Source organism: Streptomyces candidus (genome assembly GCF_014207445.1).
GTDB classification, from domain to species: Bacteria; Actinomycetota; Actinomycetes; order Streptomycetales; family Streptomycetaceae; genus Streptomyces; species Streptomyces candidus.
This window is the reverse complement of the sequence record NZ_JACHEM010000011.1, coordinates 204,932-229,947: the sequence shown is the minus strand read 5'-3', so window position 1 is coordinate 229,947 and position 25,016 is coordinate 204,932. Positions and strand designations below refer to the sequence as shown.

22 protein-coding genes are annotated in these 25,016 nt (G+C 72.6%); 13 read left to right on the top strand and 9 right to left on the bottom strand.

Annotated elements, in window-relative coordinates; all coding sequences use genetic code 11:
* Positions 1-4 precede the first annotated feature (4 nt).
* Complete coding sequence (locus HNQ79_RS21730) at positions 5-496, bottom strand: GNAT family N-acetyltransferase (RefSeq protein ID WP_185033600.1); 492 nt, start codon at positions 494-496, stop codon at positions 5-7.
* A 147-nt stretch (positions 497-643) separates the two neighbouring features.
* Here HNQ79_RS21730 and HNQ79_RS21725 point away from each other — a divergent pair, with 147 nt between their 5' ends.
* Positions 644-2,239, top strand: coding sequence for an MFS transporter (locus HNQ79_RS21725; protein ID WP_185033598.1), 1,596 nt, complete (start codon positions 644-646; stop codon positions 2,237-2,239).
* 216 nt (positions 2,240-2,455) lie between these two features.
* Complete coding sequence (locus HNQ79_RS21720) at positions 2,456-3,532, top strand: enoyl-CoA hydratase/isomerase family protein (RefSeq protein WP_185033596.1); 1,077 nt, start codon at positions 2,456-2,458, stop codon at positions 3,530-3,532.
* 64 nt (positions 3,533-3,596) lie between these two features.
* On the opposite strand, the gene HNQ79_RS21715 is transcribed toward HNQ79_RS21720, so the two are convergent.
* A complete protein-coding gene (locus HNQ79_RS21715; RefSeq protein ID WP_185033594.1) occupies positions 3,597-4,724 on the bottom strand; it encodes a LysR family transcriptional regulator in 1,128 nt (375 codons plus the stop codon).
* Positions 4,725-4,795: 71 nt separating this feature from the next.
* On the opposite strand from HNQ79_RS21715, the gene HNQ79_RS21710 reads away from it, so the two are divergent.
* The 6 genes from HNQ79_RS21710 (at position 4,796) to HNQ79_RS21685 (ending at position 12,242) form a co-directional block, all read left to right on the top strand.
* Positions 4,796-5,446, top strand: a complete 651-nt coding sequence (locus HNQ79_RS21710) for a maleylpyruvate isomerase family mycothiol-dependent enzyme (RefSeq protein WP_185033592.1) — start codon at positions 4,796-4,798, stop codon at positions 5,444-5,446.
* Positions 5,447-5,541: 95 nt separating this feature from the next.
* The gene (locus HNQ79_RS21705) at positions 5,542-5,970 is read left to right on the top strand and encodes a VOC family protein (RefSeq protein WP_185033590.1); all 429 of its coding nucleotides are present in this window, start codon (positions 5,542-5,544) and stop codon (positions 5,968-5,970) included.
* Positions 5,971-6,183: 213 nt separating this feature from the next.
* Positions 6,184-8,073, top strand: a complete 1,890-nt coding sequence (mutA, locus tag HNQ79_RS21700) for a methylmalonyl-CoA mutase small subunit (RefSeq protein WP_185033588.1) — start codon at positions 6,184-6,186, stop codon at positions 8,071-8,073.
* Complete coding sequence (scpA, locus tag HNQ79_RS21695; RefSeq protein ID WP_185033586.1) at positions 8,073-10,307, top strand: methylmalonyl-CoA mutase; 2,235 nt, start codon at positions 8,073-8,075, stop codon at positions 10,305-10,307. The genes mutA and scpA overlap by 1 nt, the downstream gene beginning before the upstream one ends.
* 6 nt (positions 10,308-10,313) lie before the next feature.
* Positions 10,314-11,297 (top strand): methylmalonyl Co-A mutase-associated GTPase MeaB, encoded by a 984-nt coding sequence (gene meaB, locus HNQ79_RS21690; protein ID WP_185033584.1) that lies wholly within the window; start codon positions 10,314-10,316, stop codon positions 11,295-11,297.
* A gap of 153 nt (positions 11,298-11,450) precedes the next feature.
* Positions 11,451-12,242, top strand: a complete 792-nt coding sequence (locus HNQ79_RS21685; RefSeq protein WP_185033582.1) for an SAM-dependent methyltransferase — start codon at positions 11,451-11,453, stop codon at positions 12,240-12,242.
* Between the two features lie 18 nt (positions 12,243-12,260).
* On the opposite strand, the gene HNQ79_RS21680 is transcribed toward HNQ79_RS21685, so the two are convergent.
* A complete protein-coding gene (locus HNQ79_RS21680) occupies positions 12,261-13,634 on the bottom strand; it encodes a phytase (protein ID WP_229923598.1) in 1,374 nt (457 codons plus the stop codon).
* 228 nt (positions 13,635-13,862) lie between these two features.
* Between HNQ79_RS21680 and HNQ79_RS21675 the strand changes: the two genes are divergently transcribed.
* Positions 13,863-14,408, top strand: a complete 546-nt coding sequence (locus HNQ79_RS21675; RefSeq protein WP_185033580.1) for a cysteine hydrolase family protein — start codon at positions 13,863-13,865, stop codon at positions 14,406-14,408.
* A gap of 98 nt (positions 14,409-14,506) precedes the next feature.
* Here HNQ79_RS21675 and HNQ79_RS21670 read toward each other — a convergent pair whose 3' ends face one another.
* From HNQ79_RS21670 to kdpF, 4 genes are read right to left on the bottom strand one after another with little or no spacing between them, the layout of a single operon-like run.
* Positions 14,507-15,196: a potassium-transporting ATPase subunit C gene (locus HNQ79_RS21670; RefSeq protein ID WP_185033578.1), complete on the bottom strand. Its 690-nt coding sequence runs from the start codon at positions 15,194-15,196 to the stop codon at positions 14,507-14,509.
* 6 nt (positions 15,197-15,202) lie between these two features.
* Complete coding sequence (gene kdpB, locus HNQ79_RS21665; protein WP_185033576.1) at positions 15,203-17,329, bottom strand: potassium-transporting ATPase subunit KdpB; 2,127 nt, start codon at positions 17,327-17,329, stop codon at positions 15,203-15,205.
* The gene (gene kdpA, locus HNQ79_RS21660) at positions 17,326-19,032 is read right to left on the bottom strand and encodes a potassium-transporting ATPase subunit KdpA (RefSeq protein ID WP_185033574.1); all 1,707 of its coding nucleotides are present in this window, start codon (positions 19,030-19,032) and stop codon (positions 17,326-17,328) included. The genes kdpB and kdpA overlap by 4 nt, the downstream gene beginning before the upstream one ends.
* 7 nt (positions 19,033-19,039) lie before the next feature.
* Complete coding sequence (kdpF, locus tag HNQ79_RS33860) at positions 19,040-19,129, bottom strand: K(+)-transporting ATPase subunit F (RefSeq protein WP_185033572.1); 90 nt, start codon at positions 19,127-19,129, stop codon at positions 19,040-19,042.
* 439 nt (positions 19,130-19,568) lie between these two features.
* Between kdpF and HNQ79_RS21650 the strand changes: the two genes are divergently transcribed.
* The 4 genes from HNQ79_RS21650 (at position 19,569) to HNQ79_RS21635 (ending at position 22,750) form a co-directional block, all read left to right on the top strand.
* The gene (locus HNQ79_RS21650; RefSeq protein ID WP_185033570.1) at positions 19,569-20,549 is read left to right on the top strand and encodes a DUF8832 domain-containing protein; all 981 of its coding nucleotides are present in this window, start codon (positions 19,569-19,571) and stop codon (positions 20,547-20,549) included.
* 80 nt (positions 20,550-20,629) lie between these two features.
* A complete protein-coding gene (dhaK, locus tag HNQ79_RS21645) occupies positions 20,630-21,622 on the top strand; it encodes a dihydroxyacetone kinase subunit DhaK (protein ID WP_185033568.1) in 993 nt (330 codons plus the stop codon).
* Positions 21,623-21,731: 109 nt separating this feature from the next.
* Positions 21,732-22,325, top strand: coding sequence for a dihydroxyacetone kinase subunit DhaL (dhaL, locus tag HNQ79_RS21640; RefSeq protein ID WP_185033727.1), 594 nt, complete (start codon positions 21,732-21,734; stop codon positions 22,323-22,325).
* Complete coding sequence (locus tag HNQ79_RS21635; RefSeq protein ID WP_185033566.1) at positions 22,322-22,750, top strand: PTS sugar transporter subunit IIA domain-containing protein; 429 nt, start codon at positions 22,322-22,324, stop codon at positions 22,748-22,750. Before dhaL ends, HNQ79_RS21635 begins: the two co-directional genes overlap by 4 nt.
* A gap of 106 nt (positions 22,751-22,856) precedes the next feature.
* On the opposite strand, the gene HNQ79_RS21630 is transcribed toward HNQ79_RS21635, so the two are convergent.
* Positions 22,857-23,378 (bottom strand): NUDIX hydrolase, encoded by a 522-nt coding sequence (locus HNQ79_RS21630; protein WP_185033564.1) that lies wholly within the window; start codon positions 23,376-23,378, stop codon positions 22,857-22,859.
* A gap of 9 nt (positions 23,379-23,387) precedes the next feature.
* The gene (gene lnt / locus HNQ79_RS21625) at positions 23,388-25,010 is read right to left on the bottom strand and encodes an apolipoprotein N-acyltransferase (protein ID WP_185033562.1); all 1,623 of its coding nucleotides are present in this window, start codon (positions 25,008-25,010) and stop codon (positions 23,388-23,390) included.
* Positions 25,011-25,016 lie beyond the last annotated feature (6 nt).

The following is a 25,016-nucleotide window of genomic DNA, read 5'->3' as shown; positions in this document are numbered from 1 at the left end:
CCGCTCACAGCGGTCGGTGCATGATGTGCAGTCCGACGTACCCCTGGACCGGGTGGCGGAAGCCCTCCGGGACGGTGCCGACGATGTTGAACCCGAGGCGTTCGTAGAGGCGAACGGCATGGGTGTTGGTCGCGGCGACGGCGTTGAACTGCATCGCGCGGAAACCCGCGTCGCGCGCCCAGTCGAGGGTGTGCTCGACGAGGGCGCGGCCGACGCCGCGGCCGCCGTGCCGGGGGTCGACCATGTAGCTGGCGCTGGCGATGTGGGCGCCGTTCCCGTGCTGGTTGTTGTTCATCTTGGCGGTGCCGAGGACCGTGCCGGTCGCCTCGTCGACGGCGACCACCGTGCGGTTCGGCGCGTTCAGCATCCACCAGCCGCGTCCGGTGTCCCGGTCGAGGTCCGTCGGGAAGGTGAAGGTGTCCCCGGCCGCGGTGATCGTGTGGAAGAAGGGCCAGATCGCGGCCCAGTCGTCGGCGGTGGCTTCTCTGATCAGCATCGGGACACAGTGCGGCCCGGCACCCGCCCGCCGCCAGTCATTTTCCCGTGCGTCACACGGACCCCGGGAAACGACCTTGAGACATCGACAGACGTTGTGAGACAGTAACGTCTCAGCAACGTCACCCCTGTCTCGAATGGAAGCACCATGTCCTCCCCCGCCGCCCGGCCCGACGCCGGGTCCACCGCCCCGCCCGCGGAATCCCGGCCGGACCCCGGGCGGAGCGGTTCCGGTCTCGACCCGCGACGCTGGGTCGTGCTGGCGATCCTCTCGGGCAGCCTGCTGCTGATCGCGATGGACACCACGGTCCTCAACGTCGCGTTCCCGTCCCTGGTCTCCGACCTGAAGCCGGGTTCCGTCGAGCAGCTGTGGATCATCGACGTGTACGCGCTGGCCCTGTCGGGGCTGCTGGTCACGGCGGGTGCGCTGGGCGACCGGCTGGGCCGCAAGAGGATGCTGCTGACTGGTTTCGTCCTCTTCGCCCTGGCCTCGCTGCTCGCCGTGCTCTCCACCGAGGCGTGGCACGTGATCGCGGCCCGTGCGCTGCTCGGCGTCGGCGGTGCGGCGATCATGCCGTCCACGCTGTCGATCCTGCGGCACGTCTTCACCGACGCTCGCGAGCGGGCGTTCGCGTTCGCCGTGTGGGCGGCCGTCTTCGGTGGCGGCATGGCGCTCGGCCCGGTCGTCGGCGGCCTGCTGGTGGAGGACTTCGGCTGGCACTCGGCGTTCCTGCTGAACATTCCCGTGGCCGCCCTGGTGATCGCCCTGGGTGCCCGGTTCCTGCCCGAGTCCTACGCACCGCGCAGCGGCCGGTGGGACTGGTGGGGCGTCGGCCAGTCGATCGTCGGCATGCTCGCCCTCGCGGGCGGCATCAAGCAGCTCGGCAAGAGCGGTTTCGCGGACCCGCTGCCGTGGGCGCTCCTCGCGCTGGCCACACTCGCCCTGACGGTCTTCGTCCGCCGTCAGCTCCGACTGCAGAACCCCCTGTTGCAGGTCAGGCTCTTCGCCAACCAGGCCTTCTCCGTCGCCGCCACCGCGATCTTCCTCGGCATGGTCGGCATGGGCGCGGTGCTCTTCCTCGTCACGCAGTGGCTCCAGTACGGCCAGAACTACACCCCGTTCGAGGCGGGCATCCGGTTGCTGCCCGCTTCGCTCGGCCTGGTCCTCACGTCCATGGTGACCCCGGCCCTGATGCAGCGTTTCCCGATCCGGCACATCCTGGGGATCGGCCTGCTCGTCATGACGGCGGGTCTCGCCATGCCGTGGACCGTCCAGCGGTTCGCGGACATCGGCTACCCGGCGGTCGCGGTGGCCCTGGCCGTCCTCGGCATGGGCGTCGGCGTCGCCACCACCGTCGCCTCGGTGACGCTCATGGCGGCCACGCCGGCCGACGAGGTCGGCGGTGCGGCGGCCGTCGAGGAGACCTGCTACGAGCTCGGCGCAGCGCTCGGCGTCGCGATCCTGGGCAGCCTGGCCACCGCCCTGTACCGCGCCGGCCTCCCGGCCCTCGACCTGGACGGCGGCACGGCTGCCTCGGTACGGGACTCCGTCGGCGAGGCCGCGCACGTCGCACACGCCCTCGGCGGCGACGCGGGCCGGACTCTGCTGGACACGGTCGCGGCCGCCTACACGACGGCCATCACCCCGGCCTTCCTGGCCGGTGCGGTGCTGACCCTGGGCGCGGCGGCGGTGACGTGGGCATGGATCCCGCGGGACCTGCGCCCTACGGAGAACACGCACTGACCACCGCACGTACCGACAGGATCCCGCCCGGCCGGACGGGATCCTGTCGGCCGTGCCGACGGGGCAGGTTCGGTCGTCGACTAGCCTTCTCGATCATGTGGATCGACAAGGTGAGCGAGATCCCGCGCGAGGCGGCCGCCGAGGCGGTCCTGCCCCGCCGCCGGCCTCCGTCCGCACCGGGCCACCGGGCCGATCCGTCTCCGAAAGGCTGAGCCCATGCAGCACGCAGACCCTGCGGACGCCCCCGTGCTCGTGCACATCGAGGGCCGCGCGGGACACCTCGTCCTCAACCGGCCCCGTGCCCTCAACGCCCTCACCCACCCCATGGTCCGGACCCTGGACGCCGCGCTCGCCGCCTGGGAGTCGGACCCCGGCGTCGAGACCGTGGTGCTCTCGGGCGCGGGCGGGCGCGGGCTGTGCGCGGGGGGAGACATCCGGGCCATCCACGACGACGCGCGGGACGGGGACGGGCGGGCGACGGAGGCGTTCTGGTGGGACGAGTACCGGCTGAACGCGCGCATCGCGCGTTTTCCGAAGCCGTACGTCGCCCTGATGGACGGGATCGTGATGGGCGGCGGCGTCGGCGTGAGCGCCCACGGCGGCGTGCGCGTCGTCACCGAGCGTTCCCGCGTCGCCATGCCGGAGACCGGCATCGGTTTCGTTCCGGACGTCGGCGGTACGCATCTGCTGGCGCGGGCCCCCGGGGAGCTGGGTACGTACCTGGCGCTGACCGGTACGGCCGTCGGCGCGGCCGACGCCCTGCAGTGCGGGCTCGCCGACCACTTCGTACCGTCGGACCGCCTGGCGGACCTGGTCGCCGACCTGGCCGTCGTACCCGCTCGGGAGGCGGTGCGGCGCCGGGCCACCGACGCCCCGCAGGACGGTCTGCTGGACGGAGCGCGCGAGTGGATCGACCACTGCTTCGCGGGGGACACGGCGGAGGAGATCGTCGGCCGTCTGACGGACACCGGCGTGCGGGCGGCGAAGGAGGCCGCCGAGACGCTCCTCGCCAAGTCGCCGACCTCGGTGAAGGTGACCCTGGAGGCCGTCCGGCGGGCCCGTGCACTCGGCTCGCTGGAGCGGGTCCTGGTGCAGGAGTACCGGGTGTCGTGCACGGCGCTGCGCGGACCGGACCTGGTGGAGGGGGTGCGTGCGCAGATCATCGACAAGGACCGCGATCCGCGCTGGTCGCCCGCGACGCTGGGCGAGGTGTCCGGGACGACGGTGGCCCGCCACTTCGCGTCGCGCGGGGCCGGACGGGAGCTGACGTTCGGCGACACGCCGGGCGTGTGACCGCCCCCGCGTGTCCGCCTCGCGGCACGCGCCTTTTTTCGGCCCCCGGGCGGCGGGTGCGGCGCTACGCGTCGGCCGCGGCTCCTGAGGGCCGCGGAGACGGGGCGAAGACCGTGCGCGCGCTCGCGGGCGGCCGACCGGTGGCTTGGTGCCCGAGACGCTCGGGGAGTGCGGTGGCCAGGACCCGCAGGAACGCCCGGGCCGCCGAACCCGCAGGTCCCGCCGTGCGACGGGCGAGGGCGATACGGGCGCGCGGGCAGGGGTCGGTGAGCACGAGCGTACGCAGGCCCGGCCCGGCCCCGGTCGCCGTTCCGTAGGGCAGTACGGCAACTCCCAGGCCGCGTGCGGCGAGTTGGAGGAGCACCGGCGGCGCCGAGGCCTCGAAGGCGACCGCCGGCCGGAATCCCGCCGCCGCGCAGCCGCGCTCCAGTGCCCCGCGCGCCCCCGTACCGGCGGGCAGGCTGATCAGGGCGCGTCCCCGGAGCGCGGTGAGCGGGATGCCGGGGCTGCCGGGGCTGCCGGAGCCGCCGGGCGGAACTGCGGAACCCGAGCCCGACCCGGAGGCCGGAGCGGCGTCCCCCGCGACCGCGCCGGCGTTCACCCCGTCGCGCGGTCCCGGCTCCGCCGCGGGCTCCGTCCCGTCCGCGGAGACGGTCAGCGGGTCGTCCGTGGGAACGACGGCCACCAGGGGTTCGTCGAGCAGGACCTGGAAGCTGAGGCCGGGCGGGGGATGCTCGTCGGGCGGGCCCACCAGCGCCATGTCGAGTTCACCCCGCTGCAGGGCGGCCAGCAGGCGGGCGGAGGTGTCCTCGCTGAGGGCGAACTCGACTCCGGGGTGCGCGTCGTGGAAGTCGGCGAGCACGCCGGGCAAACCGAACTCGTCGGCCGGGGCCCCGGTCAGCGTCCCGAGCCTGACGCGGCCGCGCAGCAGCCCGGTGAACCCGTCCGCTGTGCCGCGTACCGCGTCCGCCGCGGCGAGCGCCGCGCGGGCGTGCGGGAGGATTGCCTCACCCGCCTCGGTGAGGGTGACGCGCCGACCCGTACGGTCCAGCAGCCGTTGTCCCAACTCCCGTTCCAGCTGTTGCACTTGGGCGCTCACGCCGGGCTGGGCGAGATGCAGGCGGGCGGCGGCGCGGGTGAAGCTCTCCTCTTCCACGACGGTGACGAAGTACCGCAGCTGACGCAGTTCCATAACCGTTGATGCTAGTGGGCAGCAGAAACCCTTCCTGGACTTATGGGACCCGCCCCAACACCCTTGTGACCATGGGGAACACAAAAGATGCCGTGCAGGTCAGGGAAGCGATCGCGGCCGAGCGCCGGGAGCTGGCGGACCTGCTGGACGCCTTGCCCGCCGAGCGGTGGGACGAGCCGACACTGTGCGCGGGATGGCGGGTGCGGGAGGTCGCGGCGCACCTGTCCTTCGGGTTCCGTCACCCTCTGCCCAAGGTGCTGGCGGAGCTGGTGCGGGCGCGGGGCAGCGTGGACCGGATGACCGACCGGGTGGCCCGCAGGGAGGCCGCCTCGATGCCGACGCGGGCAATGGCGGCGGCGCTGCGGGACAACGCCCACCACCCCTGGAAACCGCCGGTCGGCGGCCTGCCCGCGGCGCTCGGCCACGACGTGGTGCACGGGCTGGACATCAGCATCGCGCTCGGCCTGGACCGCCGGGTGCCCGAGGAGCGGCTGCGCATCGTGCTGGGCACGGCGAGCCCCCTGGGCACGAGGTTCTTCGGCGCGAAGCTGGACGGCGTACGGCTGCAGGCGGACGACCTGGACTGGGCGTACGGCAGCGGCAGCGTCGTGACCGGGTCCGCCCAGGACCTGGTGGTGCTCCTGTTCGGGCGGAAGGTGCCACCGGGCCGGCTGCGCGGGACGGCCCGCGACCGGTTCACCGCCGACGCCGCGGCCCACTGAACACCCGCCCGCCGAGGCGGAGTTTCCGGGCCCGCCCGGGGTACGCGCCGTACACACGCGTACGGAACGGCGATGCGGCAGAGGCGGGCGGAATCATGGCAGTGACGAAGCGGACGGTGCTGGTACTGGACTGCTCGGAGGCGGACGAGCTGGCGGAGTTCTACGCCAGACTTCTCGACGCGGAGACCCGCCGGGGCGAGGACATGGACTTCGTGGAGATCGTCGGTCACGAGGGCGTCCATCTGGCGATCCGGCGCGACCACGGCTACGCGCCGCCGAGCTGGCCGCGCCCGGACGACTCGCAACAGGCCCACCTGCGGATTCTGGTGGCGCCCGACGACATGGACGAGGCGGAGCGTGAGGTCATCGGCCTGGGCGCGCGGCCGCTGGAGACCCCCAACTATTCGGGGCTGAGCCGGGACGTGCGCCGCTACAGCGACCCGGCGGGGCACCCCTTCTCGCTGGTTTCCTCGCCGACGGGGCGTGGCGAGGAGCAGACGGAGGGCGAACTGCGCATGGCGTGAGCAGGGGGTGGGTACGGCGTGCGGGTGGCGCGCCGTCGTCCGGGCGGGCGCGTTCGCCCCCGTACGCACGAGCGCCTCCGTCCGCGCCGGACGACCACATTCCGTACTCACCAGTAGGGCATTCGGGTGAACGGATCAAGCCTGGTCAGGAGAGGTCAAGGTCACAGCGGTTACCCCTGCTGCACCTTTGGCGGACTGCCCTAGCATCTGAGCATGACGGTCCTGCCTGACGACGGGCTCTCCCTGGCCGCCGAGTTCCCTGATGCGACCCATGAGCAGTGGCAGCGCCTGGTGGAAGGCGTGCTGCGCAAATCGGGTAAAGACGTCACGGGAGCTGCGGCGGAAAACGCCCTCTCCACCTCCCTCGACGACGGGCTGACGACGCGCCCGCTCTACACCGCCGACGTCCCCGCCCGTGCCGAGCACGGCGGCCCCGGGCTGCCGGGTTTCGCCCCCTTCACCCGGGGGTCCTCCGCTGCCGGTGCGACGGCCGCGGGCGGCTGGGACGTACGGCAGCGGCACGAACGCCCCGATCCCGCGCGCGCCAACGAGGCGGTGCTGGCCGACCTGGAGAACGGCGTCTCCTCCCTGTGGCTGGCGGTGGGCGCCGCCGGGCTGCCCGTGTCCGGCCTGGAGCAGGCCCTGGACGGGGTCTACCTCGACCTCGCCTCCGTCGCCCTCGATGCCGGAGCCGAATTCGAGCCCGCCGCACGGGAGTTGCTGCGGCTGTACGAGGTGCGGGGCGTGGAACCCGAGGAAGCGCGCGGCAATCTGGGCGCCGACCCGCTGGGCCATGCCGCCCGTACGGGGGTGTCCGATCCTTCGCTGGCGCGGTCGGCGGTGGCGCTCGCCGGACTGACCTCCCGCCAGTTCCCGCACGTGCGCGCTCTGGTGGTGGATGCGCTGCCGTACCACGAGGCGGGCGCGTCGGCCGCCCAGGAGCTGGGCTGCTCGCTGGCCACCGGCGTCGCGTATCTGCGCGACCTCACCTCCTCGGGCATGGACGTCGACGCGGCCTGCGGGCAGCTGGAATTCCGGTACGCGGCCACCGCCGACCAGTTCCTCACCATCGCCAAACTGCGCGCGGCCCGCCGGCTGTGGGCCCGTGTCGGCGAGGTGTGCGGGGCGGCCGGAGCCGCCGGGCAGCGGCAGCACGCGGTGACGTCGTCGGTGATGATGACGCGCCGCGATCCATGGGTCAACATGCTGCGCACGACGATCGCCTGCATGGCGGCGGGGGTGGGCGGCGCGGACGCCGTCACGGTCCTGCCGTTCGACCGGGCCGTCGGGCTGCCGGACGCGTTCGCGCGGCGTATCGCCCGCAACACCTCCACCATCCTCGTCGAGGAGTCGCACCTGTCGCGGGTCGTCGACCCGGCAGGCGGCTCCTGGTACGTCGAGCAGCTCACGGACGAGCTCGCGGCGGCGGCCTGGGCGTGGTTCCAGGAGATCGAGCAGGCGGGCGGCCAGGCCGACGCTCTGGCGTCCGGGCTGGTCGGCGAGCGGATCGCCGCGGCCTGGGAGAAGCGCAGGAAGTCGCTCGCCACCCGCCGCGAGCCCATCACCGGCGTCAGCGAGTTCCCGTTGCTCGCCGAGCGCATCGTCGACCGTGACCCGGCACCCGCAGCGCCCTCCGGCGGGCTCCCGCGGGTCCGCAGGGACGAGGACTTCGAGGCCCTGCGTGCCCGCTCGGACGCGCACCTGGCGGCGACCGGGGCCCGGCCCCGCGTGTTCCTCGCCGCACTGGGGCCGGCGGCGGCGCACACCGGCCGGTCGGCCTTCGCCGCGAACCTCTTCCAGGCCGGCGGTGTCGAGCCGGTGCACGACCCGGTGACGGTCGACGCCTCGTCCGCGGCGGCGGCGTTCGCCGCGAGCGGTGCGCGCGTCGCCTGCATCTGCTCCAGTGACGCCCTGTACGCCGAGCAGGCGGCCGACGTCGCCGCCGCGCTCAAGGAGGCGGGGGCGCGGACGGTCTACCTGGCGGGCCGCCCGGGGGAAGCCGAAGAGACGTACCGGAGCGCCGGCGTCGACGAGTTCGTCTTCGCGGGCTCGGACGCGGTGGCCACGCTCACCGCCGTCCTCGACCGTATGGAAGTGAAGTGATGGGCAGCATCCCCGACTTCTCACAGATTCCCCTCGCGGCGGACTCCTCCCCTGCCGCCTCCGAGGAGCAGTGGCGTGCGGCCGTCAAGGAGTCGACCGGACGCAGCGCAGAGGACCTGGTGTGGGACACCCCCGAGGGCATCCCGGTGAAGCCGCTGTACACCGGCAAGGACACCGAGGGCCTGGACTTCCTGCACACCTACCCGGGTGTGGCCCCGTACCTGCGCGGCCCTTACCCCACCATGTACGTCAACCAGCCGTGGACGATCCGCCAGTACGCGGGCTTCTCCACGGCCGAGGAGTCCAACGCCTTCTACCGGCGCAACCTGGCCGCCGGGCAGAAGGGCCTCTCGGTCGCCTTCGACCTGCCCACCCACCGCGGGTACGACAGCGACCACCCGCGGGTGACGGGCGACGTCGGCATGGCGGGCGTGGCCATCGACTCGATCCTCGACATGCGGCAGCTCTTCGACGGCATCCCGCTGGACAGGATGTCGGTGTCGATGACGATGAACGGCGCCGTGCTTCCGGTGCTGGCGCTCTACATCGTGGCGGCCGAGGAGCAGGGGGTGCCGCCGGAGAAGCTGGCGGGGACCATCCAGAACGACATCCTCAAGGAGTTCATGGTCCGCAACACCTACATCTATCCGCCGAAGCCCTCGATGCGGATCATCTCGGACATCTTCGCCTACACCTCGCAGAAGATGCCGCGCTACAACTCCATCTCGATCTCCGGCTACCACATCCAGGAGGCGGGCGCGACGGCCGACCTGGAGCTGGCGTACACCCTCGCCGACGGTGTGGAGTACCTGCGTGCGGGTCTTGAAGTGGGCCTGGACGTGGACGCGTTCGCGCCTCGCCTGTCGTTCTTCTGGGCGATCGGCATGAACTTCTTCATGGAGGTCGCCAAGCTGCGGGCGGCCCGTCTGCTGTGGGCGAAGCTGGTGAAGCAGTTCGATCCCAAGAACCCCAAGTCGCTGTCCCTGCGCACCCATTCGCAGACCTCGGGCTGGTCACTGACCGCGCAGGACGTCTTCAACAACGTGCCGCGCACCTGCATCGAGGCGATGGCCGCGACCCAGGGCCACACCCAGTCCCTGCACACCAACGCCCTCGACGAGGCCCTCGCGCTCCCCACCGACTTCTCCGCCCGCATCGCCCGCAACACACAGCTCCTCCTCCAGCAGGAGTCGGGCACCGGCCGGGTCATCGACCCGTGGGGCGGCAGCGCCTACGTCGAGAAGCTGACGTACGACCTGGCGCGGCGGGCCTGGCAGCACATCGAGGAGGTCGAGGCGGCCGGCGGCATGGCGAAGGCCATCGACGCGGGCATCCCGAAGCTGCGCATCGAGGAGGCGGCGGCGCGCACCCAGGCCCGGATCGACTCCGGCCGCCAGCCCGTCGTCGGCGTCAACAAGTACCGGGTCGAGACGGACGAGCAGATCGACGTCCTGAAGGTCGACAACTCGTCGGTCCGCACGCAGCAGCTCGCGAAGCTGAAGCGGCTGCGCGAGGAACGCGACGAGGCTGCCTGCCAGGGCGCGCTGCGGGCGCTGACGGCGTCCGCCGAGCGCGGTGCGTCCCGGTCCCTCGACGACAACCTGCTCGCGCTCGCCGTGCACGCGGCCCGGGCGAAGGCGACCGTCGGCGAGATCTCGGACGCGCTGGAGAAGGTGTACGGGCGGCACGCGGGCCAGATCCGTACGATCGCCGGTGTGTACCGCAACGAGGCAGGAGAGTCCCCTTCCGTGGAGCGCACCCGCGCGCTGGTCGACGCGTTCGAGGAGGCGGAGGGACGGCGTCCGCGCATCCTGGTCGCCAAGATGGGCCAGGACGGGCACGACCGCGGCCAGAAGGTGATCGCCACCGCCTTCGCCGACCTGGGCTTCGACGTGGACGTCGGCCCGCTGTTCCAGACCCCGGCGGAGGTGGCGCGGCAGGCCGTCGAGGCGGACGTGCACATCGTCGGCGTCTCCTCGCTGGCCGCGGGTCACCTCACGCTCGTACCGGCGCTCCGCGAGGAGCTGGCGGCGGAGGGCCGGGAGGACGTGATGATCGTCGTCGGCGGCGTCATCCCGCCGCAGGACGTTCCGGCGCTGCACGAGGCGGGCGCGACGGCCGTCTTCCCGCCCGGCACGGTGATCCCGGACGCGGCGTACGACCTGGTGGAACGGCTGGCGGCGGACCTCGGGCACGAGCTGCCCGTACCGCCGGCCGTCACGGGCGAGGGCTGAGGCCGGATGCCGCCGAGGATCGACATCGAGGCGTACGTCAAGGGCGTCCTCGACGGGAAGCGGGCCTTCGTGGCCCGCGCGATCACCCTCGTCGAGTCGTCCCGGGCCGACCATCGCGCTCTGGCCCAGAAGCTGCTGAGGGAGCTGCTGCCGCACTCGGGGTCCGCGCGCCGGATCGGCATCAGCGGGGTTCCCGGTGTCGGCAAGTCGACGTTCATCGACGCCTTCGGGACGATGCTGACCGGGCTCGGGCACCGGGTGGCGGTGCTCGCCGTCGACCCGTCGTCGAGCAGGACGGGAGGCTCCATCCTGGGCGACAAGACCCGGATGGAACGGCTGGCGGTCGATCCCGCCGCTTTCGTACGGCCGTCGCCCTCGGCGGGCACGCTGGGCGGGGTGGCGCGGGCGACACGCGAGGCGATGGTCGTGGTGGAGGCCGCCGGGTACGACGTGGTGCTGGTGGAGACGGTGGGCGTCGGGCAGTCGGAGACGGCCGTGGCCGCGATGGTGGACTCCTTCCTGCTGCTGACGCTGGCCCGCACCGGTGACCAGCTGCAGGGGATCAAGAAGGGGGTCCTCGAACTCGCGGACGTCGTCGCCGTCAACAAGGCCGACGGACCGCACGAGCGGGACGCCAGGTCCGCCGCCCGGGAGCTCTCGGGGGCGTTGCGGCTGATGCACCCGGTCGACGCGGCGTGGACTCCCCCGGTGCTGAGTTGCAGTGCGCGCGAGTCCGCGGGACTGGACGCCGTGTGGGACCGGCTGGAGCAGCACCGCACGCTGCTGGACACGTCCGGCAGGCTGGCCGCCAAGCGGGCGGGGCAGCAGGTGGACTGGGCGTGGGCGATGGTCCGCGACGAGCTGCTGGGGCGGCTGTACGCGCACCCGGAGGTGCGGCGGATCACCCCGGATGTCGAACGGGCCTTGCGGGAGGGCGGGTTGACGGCGACGATGGCCGCTGAACGAATCCTGGGGGCGTTCGAGGGGTAGCTGTCCCCCTCGCGGGGCCTGGGCGCTCACCGCGGGCGGCGGGTCCCGGGGCATCGGGGTCCGCCCCGTTGCGCACGCGCACGGGGAAGGGAGCGGAACGTCCCGCCCCGGGTCCCGCGTCCGCCGTACGCCCGCACCTGCGACAGGAGTCCCGTGCACACCAGGATCGACACCACCCGCGCGCACACCGCGCGCATCTGGAACTACTGGCTCGGCGGCAAGGACAACTACCCGGTCGACCGCGCCGCCGGCGATCAGATCCGGCGACTGCACCCCGGTATCGGAGACTACGCGCGGGCCGACCGGGAGTTCCTCGGCCGTTCGGTGCGCCACCTCACCGCGGACTGCGGCATCCGCCAGTTCCTGGACGTGGGCACCGGGCTCCCCAGCGCCGGCAACACCCACGAGGTCGCCCAGCGCATCGCCCCGGACGTCCGCGTCGCCTACGTCGACAACGACCCCATCGTGCTGACCCACGCCCAGGCCCTGCTCACCAGCACCCCCGAGGGGCACACCGCCTACGCGGACGCGGACCTGCGCGACGTCGACGCCGTCCTCGCCCACGCCGCGAAGACCCTGGACCTGTCGCGGCCCGTCGCCCTGATGCTCCTGGGCGTGGTCATCTTCATCGAGGACGAGGAGGAGTCGTACGGCATCGTCCGGCGCCTCATGGACGCCCTGCCCGCCGGCAGTCACCTCGTCCTCTCGCACACCATCACCAGTGCGGCCATGCCGGACGTGGACGCCGCCGTGGCGTTCTGGAACGAGAACGGCACCCCGAGGCTCACCCAGCGCACCCCGCAGCAGGTGGCCCGCTACTTCGACGGGCTGGAACTCCTGGCGCCGGGTGTGGTGTCGTGCTCGCGCTGGCGCGCGGAGGGCGGGCCGGGGGACGGGCCGCCCGCCGAGGTGGCGATGTTCGGGGGCGTGGGGCGCAAACCGTAGCCCCCGAACACGACGGGCTCAGTCGTCCAGCGCGTCGAGCACGCGGCCCAGGTCGACGAACTTGAACCCGGTGGCCTCGCGCCCGCCGGCCTGCGGGGTGTCGTCGCCGTCCTGGACGACGAGCAGGCCCCGCGGGTACTGCGGGCCGAGCGGGGCGTTCAGCGCCGCGGCGCCGTCGCACTCCTCGGAGCCGTCGAGGGTGGCGGAGGCCGCCGTGACGCGGAAGCCGCCCTCGTACTCGTTGTCGTCGCTCTTCTCGCGGTCGTACGCGGCGAAGGTGTTGTCGCCCTGGCTGGAGGCGAGGAGGTAGCCGTCCCCGTCGGCCTCGGTGATCAGGGCGAGGCCCTCGACGTCGGCGGTGAGGCGGCTGCCGCCGTAGCCCGGGTCGGCGCCGGGCACGCACTCCTCGGTTCCCTCGTCGTAGGTGCCGGGCACCCCGTACTCCCGCACTCTGTCGATGAGTTCGGGCTTCGAGGTGAGGTCGGCGCGCAGCCGCCAGATGCCGACGTCCTCCTGGCCCGCGTACAGGGTGCCGTCGGCGGGGTCGACGACCATGCCCTCGACCTGGGGCAGCTCGCCGGGCTCGCCGCACGGGGTCCAGGTCCTGCCGTTCGGCAGCCGGAAGGCGGAGGGCAGGTCAAGGGTGCGGACCTTGCGGTAGCCGACGGTGCCGTTCGCCGCGGGGAGGAGTTCGAGGAGCGCGACGCGGGTCGTCTCGCGCCGGCTGACCAGGGCGTACGAGCGCTTGGTGGTGCGGTCGGTCCAGGTGGCGAGCCCGTATGCGGTGCGCTGGTCGTTGATCTCCTGTTGCGAGGCGGAGAAGACGGGGGGCGCGGCCGGGTCCGTGACGTCCGTGAGCGGGGCGTTCGCCCGGCGGGCCTTCGCGCTGCCGTCGATGCGGTAGAAGCGCAACCGGTCGTTGCCGCGGTCGCTGGTGACGGCGAGGTCGGCGGGTCCGGAGGGCAGCGCGAGGCCCTGCACGAGGTCGACGTTGTTGAAGCGGCCCGGCGCGTCGCCCGGGGCCGGGCCCGACGGTGCGGCGACGGACTGGACCTGGCGGGCGTCCAGGTCGTACACCCGCAGTCCGCCCTCCTTGGCGGTGGCCACCACCAGGCTGCGGCCCGGGTCGGCGGCGTTGCGCCAGATCGCCGGGTCGTCGGCGTCCGCGTTGCCGCCCGCCTCGTCGTCGTACAGCGGGGGCGTCTCGGCGCGCGGTGTCAGCGCGGGAAGTGCCTGGTGGGCGTGCGGCGCCGGTCGCGTGGCCCCGGCCTGCGCGGGGGCGGCGGTCGCGAGCGCGGCCAGTGCGACGGCGAGGGCGACGGCCGCCGTGCGCGCACGGCGGCGGGGTCCGGCGGGCGGTTGGGCCGGCTGCTCGGCGGAGGAGGTGATCACCGTACGGGCTCCTTCGGGGTCGGGAACTGTGACGGGAGCACACTGCGCGCCGGCCGTGAAGAGTTACCGGCGGATATACGGCCTCTCTCGTGGACCCGGCGTGAACATTGCGTTCCGGTGTTCGACCGGCCGAAAACGGGCACCGGAACCAGACCGCGGCCCAGAGCGGCGGCAGGCCTAGGGGGCGTGAACAGGCAAGCACTCCGACGGAACGGCAAGGTAGTAGGCATGGGAAAGACCGCTCTCATCGTCATCGACATGATCAACACCTACACGCACGAGGATGCCCACCTCCTGATCCCCTCCGTGGAGAAGGCCCTCCCCAGCGTCGTGGAGCTCATCGACCGCGCCCGCGGTCACGAGATCCCCGTCATCTACGCCAACGACAACTTCGGCGAGTGGCGCTCGCACCACGGCGAGATCCTGGAGACCGCGCTCGCAGGACCACATGCCTCGCTCGTACGCCCCCTCGCCCCGGACAAGTCGTCCCTGTTCGTCGTCAAGGCCCGGCATTCGATCTTCTACGAGACGCCGCTCGGCTACCTCCTCTCCCAGCAGGGCATCGACCACGTGATCATGTGCGGGCAGGTGACCGAACAGTGCGTCCTGTACTCGGCGCTGGACGCCCACATCCGCCATCTGCGGGTCACCGTTCCGCACGATGCCGTCGCCCACATCCACGAGGACCTCGCGGACGCGGCGCTGCGCATGATGGAGCGCAACATGGGCGCCCGGATCGTCGCCTCGGCGGAGATCGACTTCGGGGACTCCTGAGTCACCGGCCCGCCCGCGGGACGTGCGGCTCCGGGGGACGTGTCCGCCCGGAGCCGCTTCGGCGGCTCCCCCGGTCCCTGTGCGCGCCGGGGAGCGCGTCAGCGGGTGCCGAGGAGCGCCTTGAGGGCGACGTTGAGCCAGAGCACGTTCACCGTGGGCTCGCCCACGAAACCGAGGATGCGGCCGTCGGTGTGCGCTTCGACCAGTGCGCGGACCTCGGCGACGGCGAGGTGGTTGCGTTCCGCGACCCGGTGGACCTGGAGGGCGGCGTACGCGGGAGGGATGTGCGGGTCCAGTCCGGAGCCGGAGGAGGTGACGGCTTCGGCGGGGACGTCGGCGGCCGTGGGCCGGTACCCGGCGGCCGTGTTGTCCTCGATCACCGCGGCCTTGGCGTCCCGGACGGCCCGCAGCAGCACCTCGTTGTCGCCCGACAGGTGGGTTGCGCCGGACACGAGCAGCGCGTACCGGGGATCGGCGCCGTGGGTCGTGAGGCCCGCCGAGGGGCGGGGCTGGAACCACCGCAGGTCCGGGACCGGTGTCTCCTCGGGGTCGTCCGGGTTCTTCTTCGGCAGGTCGAAGCGCTGGCCGATCAACTCGGAGCCGACGACCCTGCCGCCGGCGTCCGTGAGCTGCGAGCCGTTGGCCCGGCCCGGGAAGGCGGCCTGGGCGATGCCGGTGACGGCGAGCGGATAGAGCACGCCGCACAGGACGGTCAGGGCGATCAGGGCGCGGAGTCCGGCGCCGAGCTGCCGGGCGGTGCGCGCGGCCACGTGGTGGGAGTGGGTCATCGGGAATCAGCCGTTTCCGGGGATGAGGGAGAGCAGGAGGTCGATGGCCTTGATGCCGAGGAAGGGGGCGATGAGCCCGCCGAGCCCGTAGAGCCCGAGGTTGCGCCGCAGCATCCGGTCCGCGCTCATCGGCCGGTAGCGGACGCCCCTGAGGGCGAGCGGGACCAGCGCGACGATGACCAGCGCGTTGAAGATCACCGCGGCGAGGATCGCCGACTGCGGGGAGTGCAGGTCCATGATGTTGAGCTTGTCGAGTCCGGGGTGTGCCACCGCGAACATGGCCGGGATGATCGCGAAGTACTTCGCGACGTCGTTGGCGATCGAGAAGGTGGTCAGCGCGCCTCGGGTGATGAGGAGTTGCTTGCCGATCCCGACGATCTCGATCAGCTTGGTGGGGTCGGAGTCGAGGTCGACCATGTTCCCGGCCTCCTTGGCGGCGGAGGTGCCGGTGTTCATGGCGACGCCGACGTCCGCCTGGGCGAGGGCGGGCGCGTCGTTCGTGCCGTCGCCGGTCATCGCGACCAGTGTGCCGTCGGCCTGTTCCCTTCGGATCAGCGCCATCTTGTCCTCGGGCGTGGCCTCGGCGAGGAAGTCGTCCACGCCCGCCTCGTCGGCGATGGCCTTCGCGGTCAGCGGGTTGTCCCCCGTGATCATGACCGTTCTGATGCCCATCCTGCGCAGTTCCTCGAACCGCTCGCGCATGCCCTCCTTGACGACGTCCTTGAGGTGGATGACGCCGAGGACGCGGGCTGTGCCCCGGTTCTCCTCGGCGACCAGCAGTGGGGTGCCGCCGGCTGCGGAGATCCGGTCGGTGAGCGTCCGGACGTCCTCGCAGACGCTGCCGCCCCGCTCGTGCACCCAGGCGGCGACGGATCCGGTCGCGCCCTTGCGCACCTTGTGCCCGTCCGTCGTGTCCACGCCCGACATCCGGGTCTGCGCGGTGAACGCCACCCACTCGGCGTGCGTCAACTCGCCCTGGTGGCGTTCGCGCAGCCCGTACCGCTCCTTCGCCAGGACGACGACGGAGCGGCCTTCGGGGGTCTCGTCGGCGAGTGATGACAGCTGGGCGGCGTCGGCCAGTTCGTTCTCCGCCACCCCTCGTACCGGGAGGAACTCCACCGCCTGCCGGTTGCCCAGCGTGATCGTGCCGGTCTTGTCGAGCAGCAGCGTCGACACGTCGCCCGCGGCCTCCACCGCCCGGCCGGACACGGCGAGCACATTGCGCTGGACGAGGCGGTCCATGCCCGCGATGCCTATCGCGGAGAGCAGCGCGCCGATGGTGGTGGGGATCAGGCAGACGAGCAGGGCGACCAGCACCACCATCGACTGCGGGGCGCCCGCGTACGTCGCGAACGGCTGGAGGGTGACGACGGCCAGCAGGAAGACGACGGTGAGGGAGGCGAGAAGGATGTTCAGCGCGATCTCGTTGGGCGTCCTCTGCCGGGCCGCACCCTCGACCAGGCTGATCATCCGGTCGATGAAGGTGGCGCCCGGCTCGGCCGTGATCCTGACGACGATGCGGTCGGAGAGCACCTTCGTACCGCCGGTGACCGCGCTCCGGTCGCCGCCCGACTCCCGTATCACCGGCGCCGATTCGCCCGTGATCGCCGACTCGTCGACCGAGGCGACGCCGTCCACGACGTCGCCGTCGCCGGGGACGACGTCCCCCGCCTCGCACACCACGAGGTCGCCGACGCGCAGCTCCGTACCCGCGATGCGTTCCTCGTCCGGGCCGGTGATCCGGCGCGCGACCGTGTCCGTCCTGGTCCTGCGCAGCGTGGCGGCCTGCGCCTTGCCGCGGCCCTCGGCGACGGCCTCCGCCAGGTTGGCGAAGAGCGTCGTCAGCCACAGCCAGGCGGCGATCGCCCAGCCGAACCAGTCGCCGGGGTTCAGGACGGCGAGCACCGTGGTCAGTACGGATCCGATCTCGACGACGAACATCACCGGCGACTTGGCCATCACCCGGGGGTCGAGCTTGCGCACCGCGTCGGGGAACGACGTGAGGAGCTGCCGGGGGTCGAACAGACCCCCGCCGATCCGGCCCGTTCCGCCGCCGGGCCGGTGACCGGCGGGTGCGTCGGAGTGCGAGGCCCCGGTCTCCGTGCGCGGAGGGGTCACGGTGGGAGTGCTCATGAGGCGAGCCCTTCGGCAAGCGGTCCCAGCGCGAGCGCGGGGAAGTAGGTGAGACCGGTGACGATCATGACGGTGCCGACCAGGAGGCCGGTGAACAGCGGCTTGTGCGTACGGAGCGTGCCCGCCGTCTGCGGTACGGGGCCCTGCCCGGCCAGGGAGCCGGCCAGGGCGAGGACGAACACCATCGGCAGGAAGCGGCCCAGCATCATCGCGATGCCGAGGGTGGTGTTGAACCATTCGGTGTCCGCGCTCAGCCCGCCGAACGCGCTGCCGTTGTTGTTGGCGCCCGAGGTGTAGGCGTACAGGATCTCGGAGAAGCCGTGCGGGCCCGGGTTCAGCGTCGAGCCGCCGGGCGTCGGCAGCGCCACGGCCGCTGCCGTGAACCCGAGCACCAGCGCCGGAGTGATCAGGAAGTAGCAGGCGGCGAACTTGATCTGCCGGGTACCGATCTTTTTGCCCAGGTACTCGGGGGTGCGGCCGACCATCAGTCCGGCGAGGAACACCGCCACGATCGCCATGACCAGCATTCCGTACAGTCCGGAACCGACGCCGCCGGGGGCCACCTCGCCGAGCTGCATGCCCAGCAGATCGAGGCCGCCGCCGAGACCGGTGTAGGAGGAGTGGAAGGAGTTCACGGCCCCGGTGGAGGTGAGCGTGGTGGCCACCGAGAAGATCGCCGATCCGGCGATCCCGAAGCGGGTCTCCTTGCCCTCCGTCGCACCGCCGGCCGCCTCGAACGCCGGTCCGTGGTGGGCGAACTCGGTCCACATCATCAGGGCGGTGAAGACGGTCCAGATCGTCGCCATGGCGGCGAGGATCGCGTAGCCCTGTCGGACCGAGCCGGTCATCCTCCCGAAGGTGCGGGTCAGCGCGAAGGGGATGAGGAGGATCAGGAAGATTTCGAAGAGGTTGGACAGGCCGTTGGGGTTCTCGTAGGGGTGGGCGGAGTTGGCGTTGTAGTAGCCGCCGCCGTTGGTGCCCAGTTCCTTGATGGCCTCCTGGGAGGCCACGGCGCCGCCGTGCCACTGCTGGACGCCGCCGCCGAACTGGCCGACCTCGTGGAGACCCGAGAAGTTCTGGAGGGCTCCGCAGGCGACCAGGACGAGCGCGCCGAGGACCGAGAGCGGGATCAGGATGCGGACGACGCCGCGCACCAGGTCGGCCCAGAAGTTTCCGAGTGGGCCGGTGTGCGACGGGGCCTCCCCGGTACGGGCGCAACCGCGTGTCCCCGGACGGGCGGCGAAGCCGCGTACGAGCGCGACCGCGACGGCCATGCCCACGGCGGCGGACACGAAGTTCTGCACCGCCAGCCCGCAGGTCTGCACGAGCCGGCCCATGGCCTGTTCGCCCGCGTACGACTGCCAGTTGGTGTTCGTCACGAAGGACGCGGCGGTGTTGAAGGCCTGGTCCGGGTCGATCGGGGCGAAGCCCGGCGAGCCGGGCAACACCCCCTGCACCCGCTGGAGCAGGTAGAGGAACAGCACGCCGGCCAGAGAGAAGGCGAGGACGCCGCGCAGGTAGGCGGGCCAGCGCATTTCCGCAGACGGGTCGGCGCCCACCGCCCGGTAGATCCACTTCTCGACCCACAGGTGCCGGGACGAGCAGTAGACGCGGGCCATGTAATCGCCGAGGGGACGGTACGCCAGGGCCAGGGCGGCCAGCAGCGCCAGGAACTGGAGCACTCCGGCGAGGACGGGAGACATGTCGGGCTCAGAACCTCTCCGGGTACACGAGGGCGAGGATCAGATATCCCACCAGGGCGACGGCCACGACGAGGCCGACGACGTTCTCGGCGGTCACAGCTTCGTCACCCCCTTGGCGATGAGAGCCACCAGCGCGAAGACCGCGATCGTGGTGGCGACGAAGGCCAGGTCGGCCATCGCGAACTCCTGTGTGCAGTGACGGATGGGAGCGGTCTGACGACCGGGGGCGGGCGGCGGCTGCCGTACGTCCCGGGACGAGGAAAGCGCGTTGCGGTGGCCCTGCGGCTCGCGTTGACGCCCCTCTGACGTGCGCGGGCGCGCTCTTGACGGGTCCCGTACGGAGCGCCCGCGATCTTGGCCACCGCCGGCCCCCGGCTCCGGAGCCGGGGAACGCTGCGGTACTCTCCGCGACCGCTCCCGGTCCGATCCCGGTCCTTCCGGCAGCTCTCCCCTTGACCGCATACCCCTGGGGGGTATGCTGGTCTCAGGCTGGCCGCACCGGGCGGGCCGACCCCACCCCCTTTCGGAGGAGCGCCATGCGTACCGGGCTCAAGATCACCGCCTTCGCCGCAGGCGTCACCGTGACGTTCGGTGCGGCCTACGGCGTCGGCGCGGCCGTCGGCCCCGGCGAGTCCCGGGCCCACGCCGCGAGGGACAGCGCCGCGCACGCGGCGCAAGCACCGGGCGCGAAGCAGCCGGGCCACGGCACGACCGGGGCGGCGCCGGCCGCCGGTGGACTGCAGGTCTCCGAAAGGGGTTACAGCCTCGTCCTCGACACACCCCGGGTCGCCGCCGGCGACCGCGTCCCGCTCCGTTTCTCGATCCGCGACGCCGGCGGACGCAAGGTCACCGCGTACACCCGCCAGCACGATAGGGAGATGCATCTCATCGTCGCGTCACGGGACCTGAGCGTGTACCGCCACCTGCACCCCAGCCGCGCCGCCGACGGCACCTGGAGCACCACGGCCGACCTGCCGGACGCGGGCGGCTACCGCGCCTTCGCCGACTTCAGGCCCGCAGGGAAGGGAGCCGAAGCCCTGACACTCGGCGCCGATCTCGCCGTCTCCGGCGACTACGCCCCCGCTCCCCTCCCCGCCCCCTCCCGCACGGCCGTGGTCGACGGATACGAGGTCACCCTCACCGGCGGCCTGACACCCGGCAGGAGCGCCGGACTCCTCCTGAACGTCGCCAGGAACGGCAGGCCCGTCACCGACCTCCAGCCCTACCTCGGCGCGTACGGGCACCTCGTCGTCCTGCGCTCCGGCGACCTCGCCCACCTGCACGTTCACCCGAACGGCGGGCCCGGCGACGGCAGCACCCGGCCCGGACCCCAGGTCTCCTTCACCGCCACCGCCCCGAGCACCGGCACCTACCGCGTCTTCCTCGACTTCCAGCACGACGGCAAGGTGCGCACGGCCGCGTTCACCGTCGAGGCCGCGCGGCCGGACGAGGCGGGCCGGACCGCGCCCCCGCCCGGCGGCCACGCGGAACAGGAAGCCCCGGGACACGCACACTAGAACGGTTCCTCTTGGATACTGGGGCGCGGTCGGCGCACGAAGGCCGACGTCCCGCCCGTCGTTCCCTGCCGGAGGTACCCATGAGGATGCTCATCAACGTCCCCGAGACCGTCGTCGCCGACGCACTGCGCGGGATGGCCGCCGCGCACCCGGAGTTGACCGTCGACGTGGAGAACCGGGTGGTGCTGCGGCGGGACGCCCCGGTTGCCGGGAAGGTGGGGCTGGTCTCGGGCGGCGGGAGCGGGCACGAGCCCCTGCATGCGGGGTTCGTGGGGCACGGGATGCTGTCGGCGGCGTGTCCTGGAGAGGTGTTCACCTCCCCCGTGCCGGATCAGATGGTGCGTGCCGCCGCTGCGGTGGACTCCGGGCAGGGAGTGCTGTTCGTCGTCAAGAACTACACCGGGGACGTCCTCAACTTCGACATGGCCGCCGAACTCGCCGAGGAGGAGGGCATCAGGGTCGACAAGGTCCTGGTCGACGACGACGTAGCGGTGACGGACAGCCTGTTCACGGCCGGGCGGCGCGGCACCGGAGCCACCCTGTTCGTGGAGAAGATCGCGGGCGCGGCGGCCGAGGAGGGCGCCCCGCTGGAGCGGGTGGCCGAGGTGGCGCGGCGGGTGAACGGGGCGACGCGGAGCTTCGGGGTGGCACTGAGCGCGTGCTCGACGCCAGCGAAGGGCAGTCCCACCTTCGATCTCCCCCCGGGGGAGCTGGAGTTGGGGGTCGGCATCCACGGCGAGCCGGGCCGGGAGCGGCGGGCCATGATGACCGCGCGGGAGATCGCCGACTACGCGGTGGACGTGGTGCTGGAGGACCTGCGGCCCACGGGTCCCGTACTGGCGCTGGTGAACGGGATGGGAGCGACGCCGCTGCTGGAGCTGTACGGGTTCAACGCGGAGGTCCAGCGCGTCCTTTCGGAGCGTGGCGTGCCGGTGGCTCGTACGCTGGTCGGCAACTACGTCACGTCCCTCGACATGGCGGGCTGCTCGGTGACGCTCTGTCAGGTCGACGAGGAGCTGCTGCGGTGGTGGGACGCGCCGGTGGAGACCGCGGCGCTGCGCTGGGGGCGTTGAGGTGACCGGCGCGGCAGCCGGTGGCGGTTCCGCCGCGGGTTCGGAAAGCGGGCAACACGAGCGCGGGGAGAGGGAAGTGACATTGGACGCGGAGTTCTTCCGGCGGTGGATGGCTGGCACGGCCGCCGCGGTGGAAGCCGATGCCGACCGGCTGACCGAGCTGGACTCCCCCATCGGGGACGCCGACCACGGCAGCAACCTGCGGCGCGGCTTCGCGGCTGTGGCCGCCGCGCTGGAGAAGGAGCCACCGGACACGCCGGGGGGTGTCCTGGCGCTGGCGTCCCGGCAATTGATCTCCACTGTGGGCGGTGCCTCGGGGCCGTTGTACGGGATGCTGCTGCGGCGTACCGGCAAGACCTTCGGGGACGCGGCGCAGGTGTCGGTCGCCGAGTTCGCGCAGGCGCTGCGGGTCGGGGCCGACGCGGTGGCGCAGCTCGGCGGCGCGGCGGCCGGGGACAAGACGATGCTGGACGCGCTGCTGCCGGGAGTGGAGGCGCTCGACGCCGCGCGCGGGGAAGAACCGCGGGTGGCCTTCGCCGCTGCCCGGGACGCCGCCGAGAGCGGCGCGCTGGCGACAGTGCCGCTCCGGGCGCGCAAGGGGCGGGCCAGCTATCTCGGCGAGCGCAGCGTCGGGCACCAGGACCCGGGTGCCACGTCGTCGGCGCTCCTGCTCCGTGCGCTCGCCGAGGCGGCCGCCGGATGAGCGGGAGCGGTGCGCAGCCGGCGGCGGGGCTCGTGGGGGTCGTGCTGGTGTCGCACAGTGCGGCGGTGGCCGCTTCCGTGGCGGCGCTCGCACAGGGGCTCGCGGGCGGCGGACGGAGCGCCCCGGTCGCCGCTGCGGGCGGCGACGCGGACGGCGGCCTCGGTACGAGCGCGGACCTCGTCGCCGAGGCCGCCCGTTCGGTGGACCGGGGGGCGGGGGTGGCCGTGCTGGCCGACCTGGGCAGTGCGGTGCTGACCGTGAAGGCGCTGCTGGCCGACGAGGACGAACTCCCTCCGGGGACACGGCTGCTGGACGCCCCGTTCGTCGAGGGCGCGGTCGCCGCCGTCGTCACCGCGTCGGCGGGCGCCCCGCTGGCCGACGTCGCGGCTGCGGCCTCCGAGGCGTACACCTACCGCAAGCTCTGAGGACACCGGAACACCGACGATCCCGGGCGCACGACGGTCCGGGCGCACCGCGGACGTAGCGGATGCGCCCGGGCCCGCCGTGCCACGCCGCCGCCCAGGCCCCCGGTCAGCGCCCCTGCGGAATGACGCCCAGGCCCGCGTCGCCGAGCGTCGCGTCCTCGGCCGGGGCGAACCAGGCCGGTTCGTTCGCGAGGGCCTGCATGATCCGGAAGGTGGAGAACTCCCGCATCTCCGGCAGTGCGTCGACCGGGAACCAGCCGACCTCCAGGGACTCCTCGTCGTTCACCCGGGCTTCGCCACCGGTCGCGCGGCAGGCCACCGTGACGTCCATGAACTGGCAGATGTCGCCGTTCTCGTACTGCACCGGCCGGAGGGTCTGGACCAGGACGATCCGCTCGACCTCGCACTCCACGGCCGTCTCCTCGAACACCTCGCGAACCGCCGCCCGGGCGGGCTGCTCGCCCGGCTCGGGGATGCCGCCGACGACCGACCACTCACCGTTGTCGGAGCGGCGGCCGAGCAGCACCCGGCCCGCGTCGTCGAAGACGACGGCCGTCACACCGGGGAGGTAGAGCAGCTGGTGACCCGCGGTGGAGCGGAGGTTCTTGATGAAGTCGGGAGTTGCCATGACAAGAGCCTAAGGGACCCTCGAACGGTGCTGTTCGCCGCGCCGGGCGCGCAGCGCGAGGGCCGTCGACCAGGCCAGTGAGGCCGCGCCGAGCAGTCCGAGCGCGATCTCCGGGCCGATGCCCATCCGGGTGGCCGGGGTGAGCGAGGACCTCAGCGGGACCTTGGCGACGAGGGCGTCGGGGGTGAACAGCTTCGTCTGCTGGACGACCTCGCCGTCGGGCCTGATGACCGCGCTGACACCGCTGGTGACGGGCACCAGGACGGCCCGGCCGTGTTCGGCGGCGCGCACCCGGCTCATGGCGAGCTGCTGGTACGTCATCTCGCTGCGGCCGAAGGTGGCGTTGTTGCTGGGTACGGCGATGAGCTGACCGCCGTGCAGCACGGTGTCCCGTACGGCGTCGTCGAAGGCGGCCTCGTAACAGGTGACCAGGCCGACCTTGGTGCCGGCCATGTCGAAGACGCCGACCTTCGTCCCGGGGCCGAAGTCGCGCCGGACCCGGTCCACGTCGGAGCTGAAGATGCGGGCGAAGTCGCGCATCGGCATGTACTCGCCGAAGGGCTGGATGTGCCGCTTGTCGTAGGTGTCGACGGGGCCGCGCTCGGGGTCCCACTGGATGAGGGTGTTGCGCAGCGGGCCGGTCTCGGGGGTGAGGACGGCGCCGACCGCGACGGGGACGCCGATCTTCTTCACGGCCCGGTCGATGACGTCGCGGGCGTCGTCGTTGCGGTAGGGGTCGAGGTCGGAGGAGTTCTCCGGCCACACGACGAAGTCGGGCCCGGGCTTCTTCCCGGCCTTCACCTCGTCGGCGAGCTGCTCGGTGCGGCGGGCGTGGTTGTCCAGGACCGCGCGCCGCTGGTCGTTGAAGTCGAGGCCCAGGCGCGGCACGTTGCCCTGGATGAGGGCGGCGGTGGCCGTGCCGTCCTCGGCGGAGTCGTCGAGGAGGGGGCGGACGGCGAGAGAGGCGACGAGCGGAACGAGGACCGCCAGGACCGCTGCGGCGACGCCCGCGCGGCGGACCGTGCGGGTGGCGTGGTAGGAACGGAACTGCCGTGCGCCCTCGTACAGGCCGAAGCCGCACAGGGCGACCGCGAAGCTCAGCAGGGGCGTGCCGCCGAGCGCGGCGAGCGGCAGGAAGACGCCGTCGGCCTGCCCGAACGCGATCTTCCCCCAGGAGAAGCCCTCGAACGGGACGCGGGCACGCAATCCCTCCCCCGCGATCCACAGGGCCGCCGCCCACACCGGCCAGGCGGGAAGCCGGGACGTCGCGGCGATGCCCATGCCGACGAAGGCGAGGAAGAGCGCCTCGATGAGGGTGAGCGCCAGCCACGGCACGGGCCCGACCTCCTCGCCCGTCCACGACAGCAGCGGCAGCAGGAAGCCGAGCCCGGACAGCAGCCCGAGGCCGAAGCCCGCGCGCAGCCGGCGCCCGCGCAGGCACCAGCCGAGCAGTGCGAAGCCGGGCAGCGCCAGCCACCACAGCAGGCGGGGCGGGAAGCTCGCGTAGAGGAGCAGTCCCGAGGCGGCGGCAGCGGCGGGCCGCAGCAGCACGGCAAGCAGTCGCGGCAGCCCCTTGCGGGAGGTGTCGGGGGCCGGTACCGGCTGGTCCGTGGGGGTGATGGTGGTGCTCACCCGGCG

Excerpts from the sequence above, each read along its gene's own strand:
- HNQ79_RS21720 (WP_185033596.1), top strand. The coding sequence starts at position 2,456 with ATGCAGCACGCAGACCCTGCGGACGCCCCCGTGCTCGTGCACATCGAG.
- HNQ79_RS21730 (WP_185033600.1), bottom strand. The coding sequence starts at position 496 with ATGCTGATCAGAGAAGCCACCGCCGACGACTGGGCCGCGATCTGGCCC.
- dhaL (WP_185033727.1), top strand. The coding sequence starts at position 21,732 with ATGGCTGGCACGGCCGCCGCGGTGGAAGCCGATGCCGACCGGCTGACC.
- HNQ79_RS21725 (WP_185033598.1), top strand. The coding sequence starts at position 644 with ATGTCCTCCCCCGCCGCCCGGCCCGACGCCGGGTCCACCGCCCCGCCC.
- HNQ79_RS21715 (WP_185033594.1), bottom strand. The coding sequence starts at position 4,724 with ATGGAACTGCGTCAGCTGCGGTACTTCGTCACCGTCGTGGAAGAGGAG.
- mutA (WP_185033588.1), top strand. The coding sequence starts at position 6,184 with ATGACGGTCCTGCCTGACGACGGGCTCTCCCTGGCCGCCGAGTTCCCT.
- HNQ79_RS21635 (WP_185033566.1), top strand. The coding sequence starts at position 22,322 with ATGAGCGGGAGCGGTGCGCAGCCGGCGGCGGGGCTCGTGGGGGTCGTG.
- meaB (WP_185033584.1), top strand. The coding sequence starts at position 10,314 with ATGCCGCCGAGGATCGACATCGAGGCGTACGTCAAGGGCGTCCTCGAC.
- HNQ79_RS21630 (WP_185033564.1), bottom strand. The coding sequence starts at position 23,378 with ATGGCAACTCCCGACTTCATCAAGAACCTCCGCTCCACCGCGGGTCAC.
- HNQ79_RS21670 (WP_185033578.1), bottom strand. The coding sequence starts at position 15,196 with ATGACCCACTCCCACCACGTGGCCGCGCGCACCGCCCGGCAGCTCGGC.
- HNQ79_RS21710 (WP_185033592.1), top strand. The coding sequence starts at position 4,796 with ATGGGGAACACAAAAGATGCCGTGCAGGTCAGGGAAGCGATCGCGGCC.
- HNQ79_RS21675 (WP_185033580.1), top strand. The coding sequence starts at position 13,863 with ATGGGAAAGACCGCTCTCATCGTCATCGACATGATCAACACCTACACG.
- dhaK (WP_185033568.1), top strand. The coding sequence starts at position 20,630 with ATGAGGATGCTCATCAACGTCCCCGAGACCGTCGTCGCCGACGCACTG.
- kdpA (WP_185033574.1), bottom strand. The coding sequence starts at position 19,032 with ATGTCTCCCGTCCTCGCCGGAGTGCTCCAGTTCCTGGCGCTGCTGGCC.
- kdpB (WP_185033576.1), bottom strand. The coding sequence starts at position 17,329 with ATGAGCACTCCCACCGTGACCCCTCCGCGCACGGAGACCGGGGCCTCG.
- HNQ79_RS21650 (WP_185033570.1), top strand. The coding sequence starts at position 19,569 with ATGCGTACCGGGCTCAAGATCACCGCCTTCGCCGCAGGCGTCACCGTG.
- scpA (WP_185033586.1), top strand. The coding sequence starts at position 8,073 with ATGGGCAGCATCCCCGACTTCTCACAGATTCCCCTCGCGGCGGACTCC.
- HNQ79_RS21705 (WP_185033590.1), top strand. The coding sequence starts at position 5,542 with ATGGCAGTGACGAAGCGGACGGTGCTGGTACTGGACTGCTCGGAGGCG.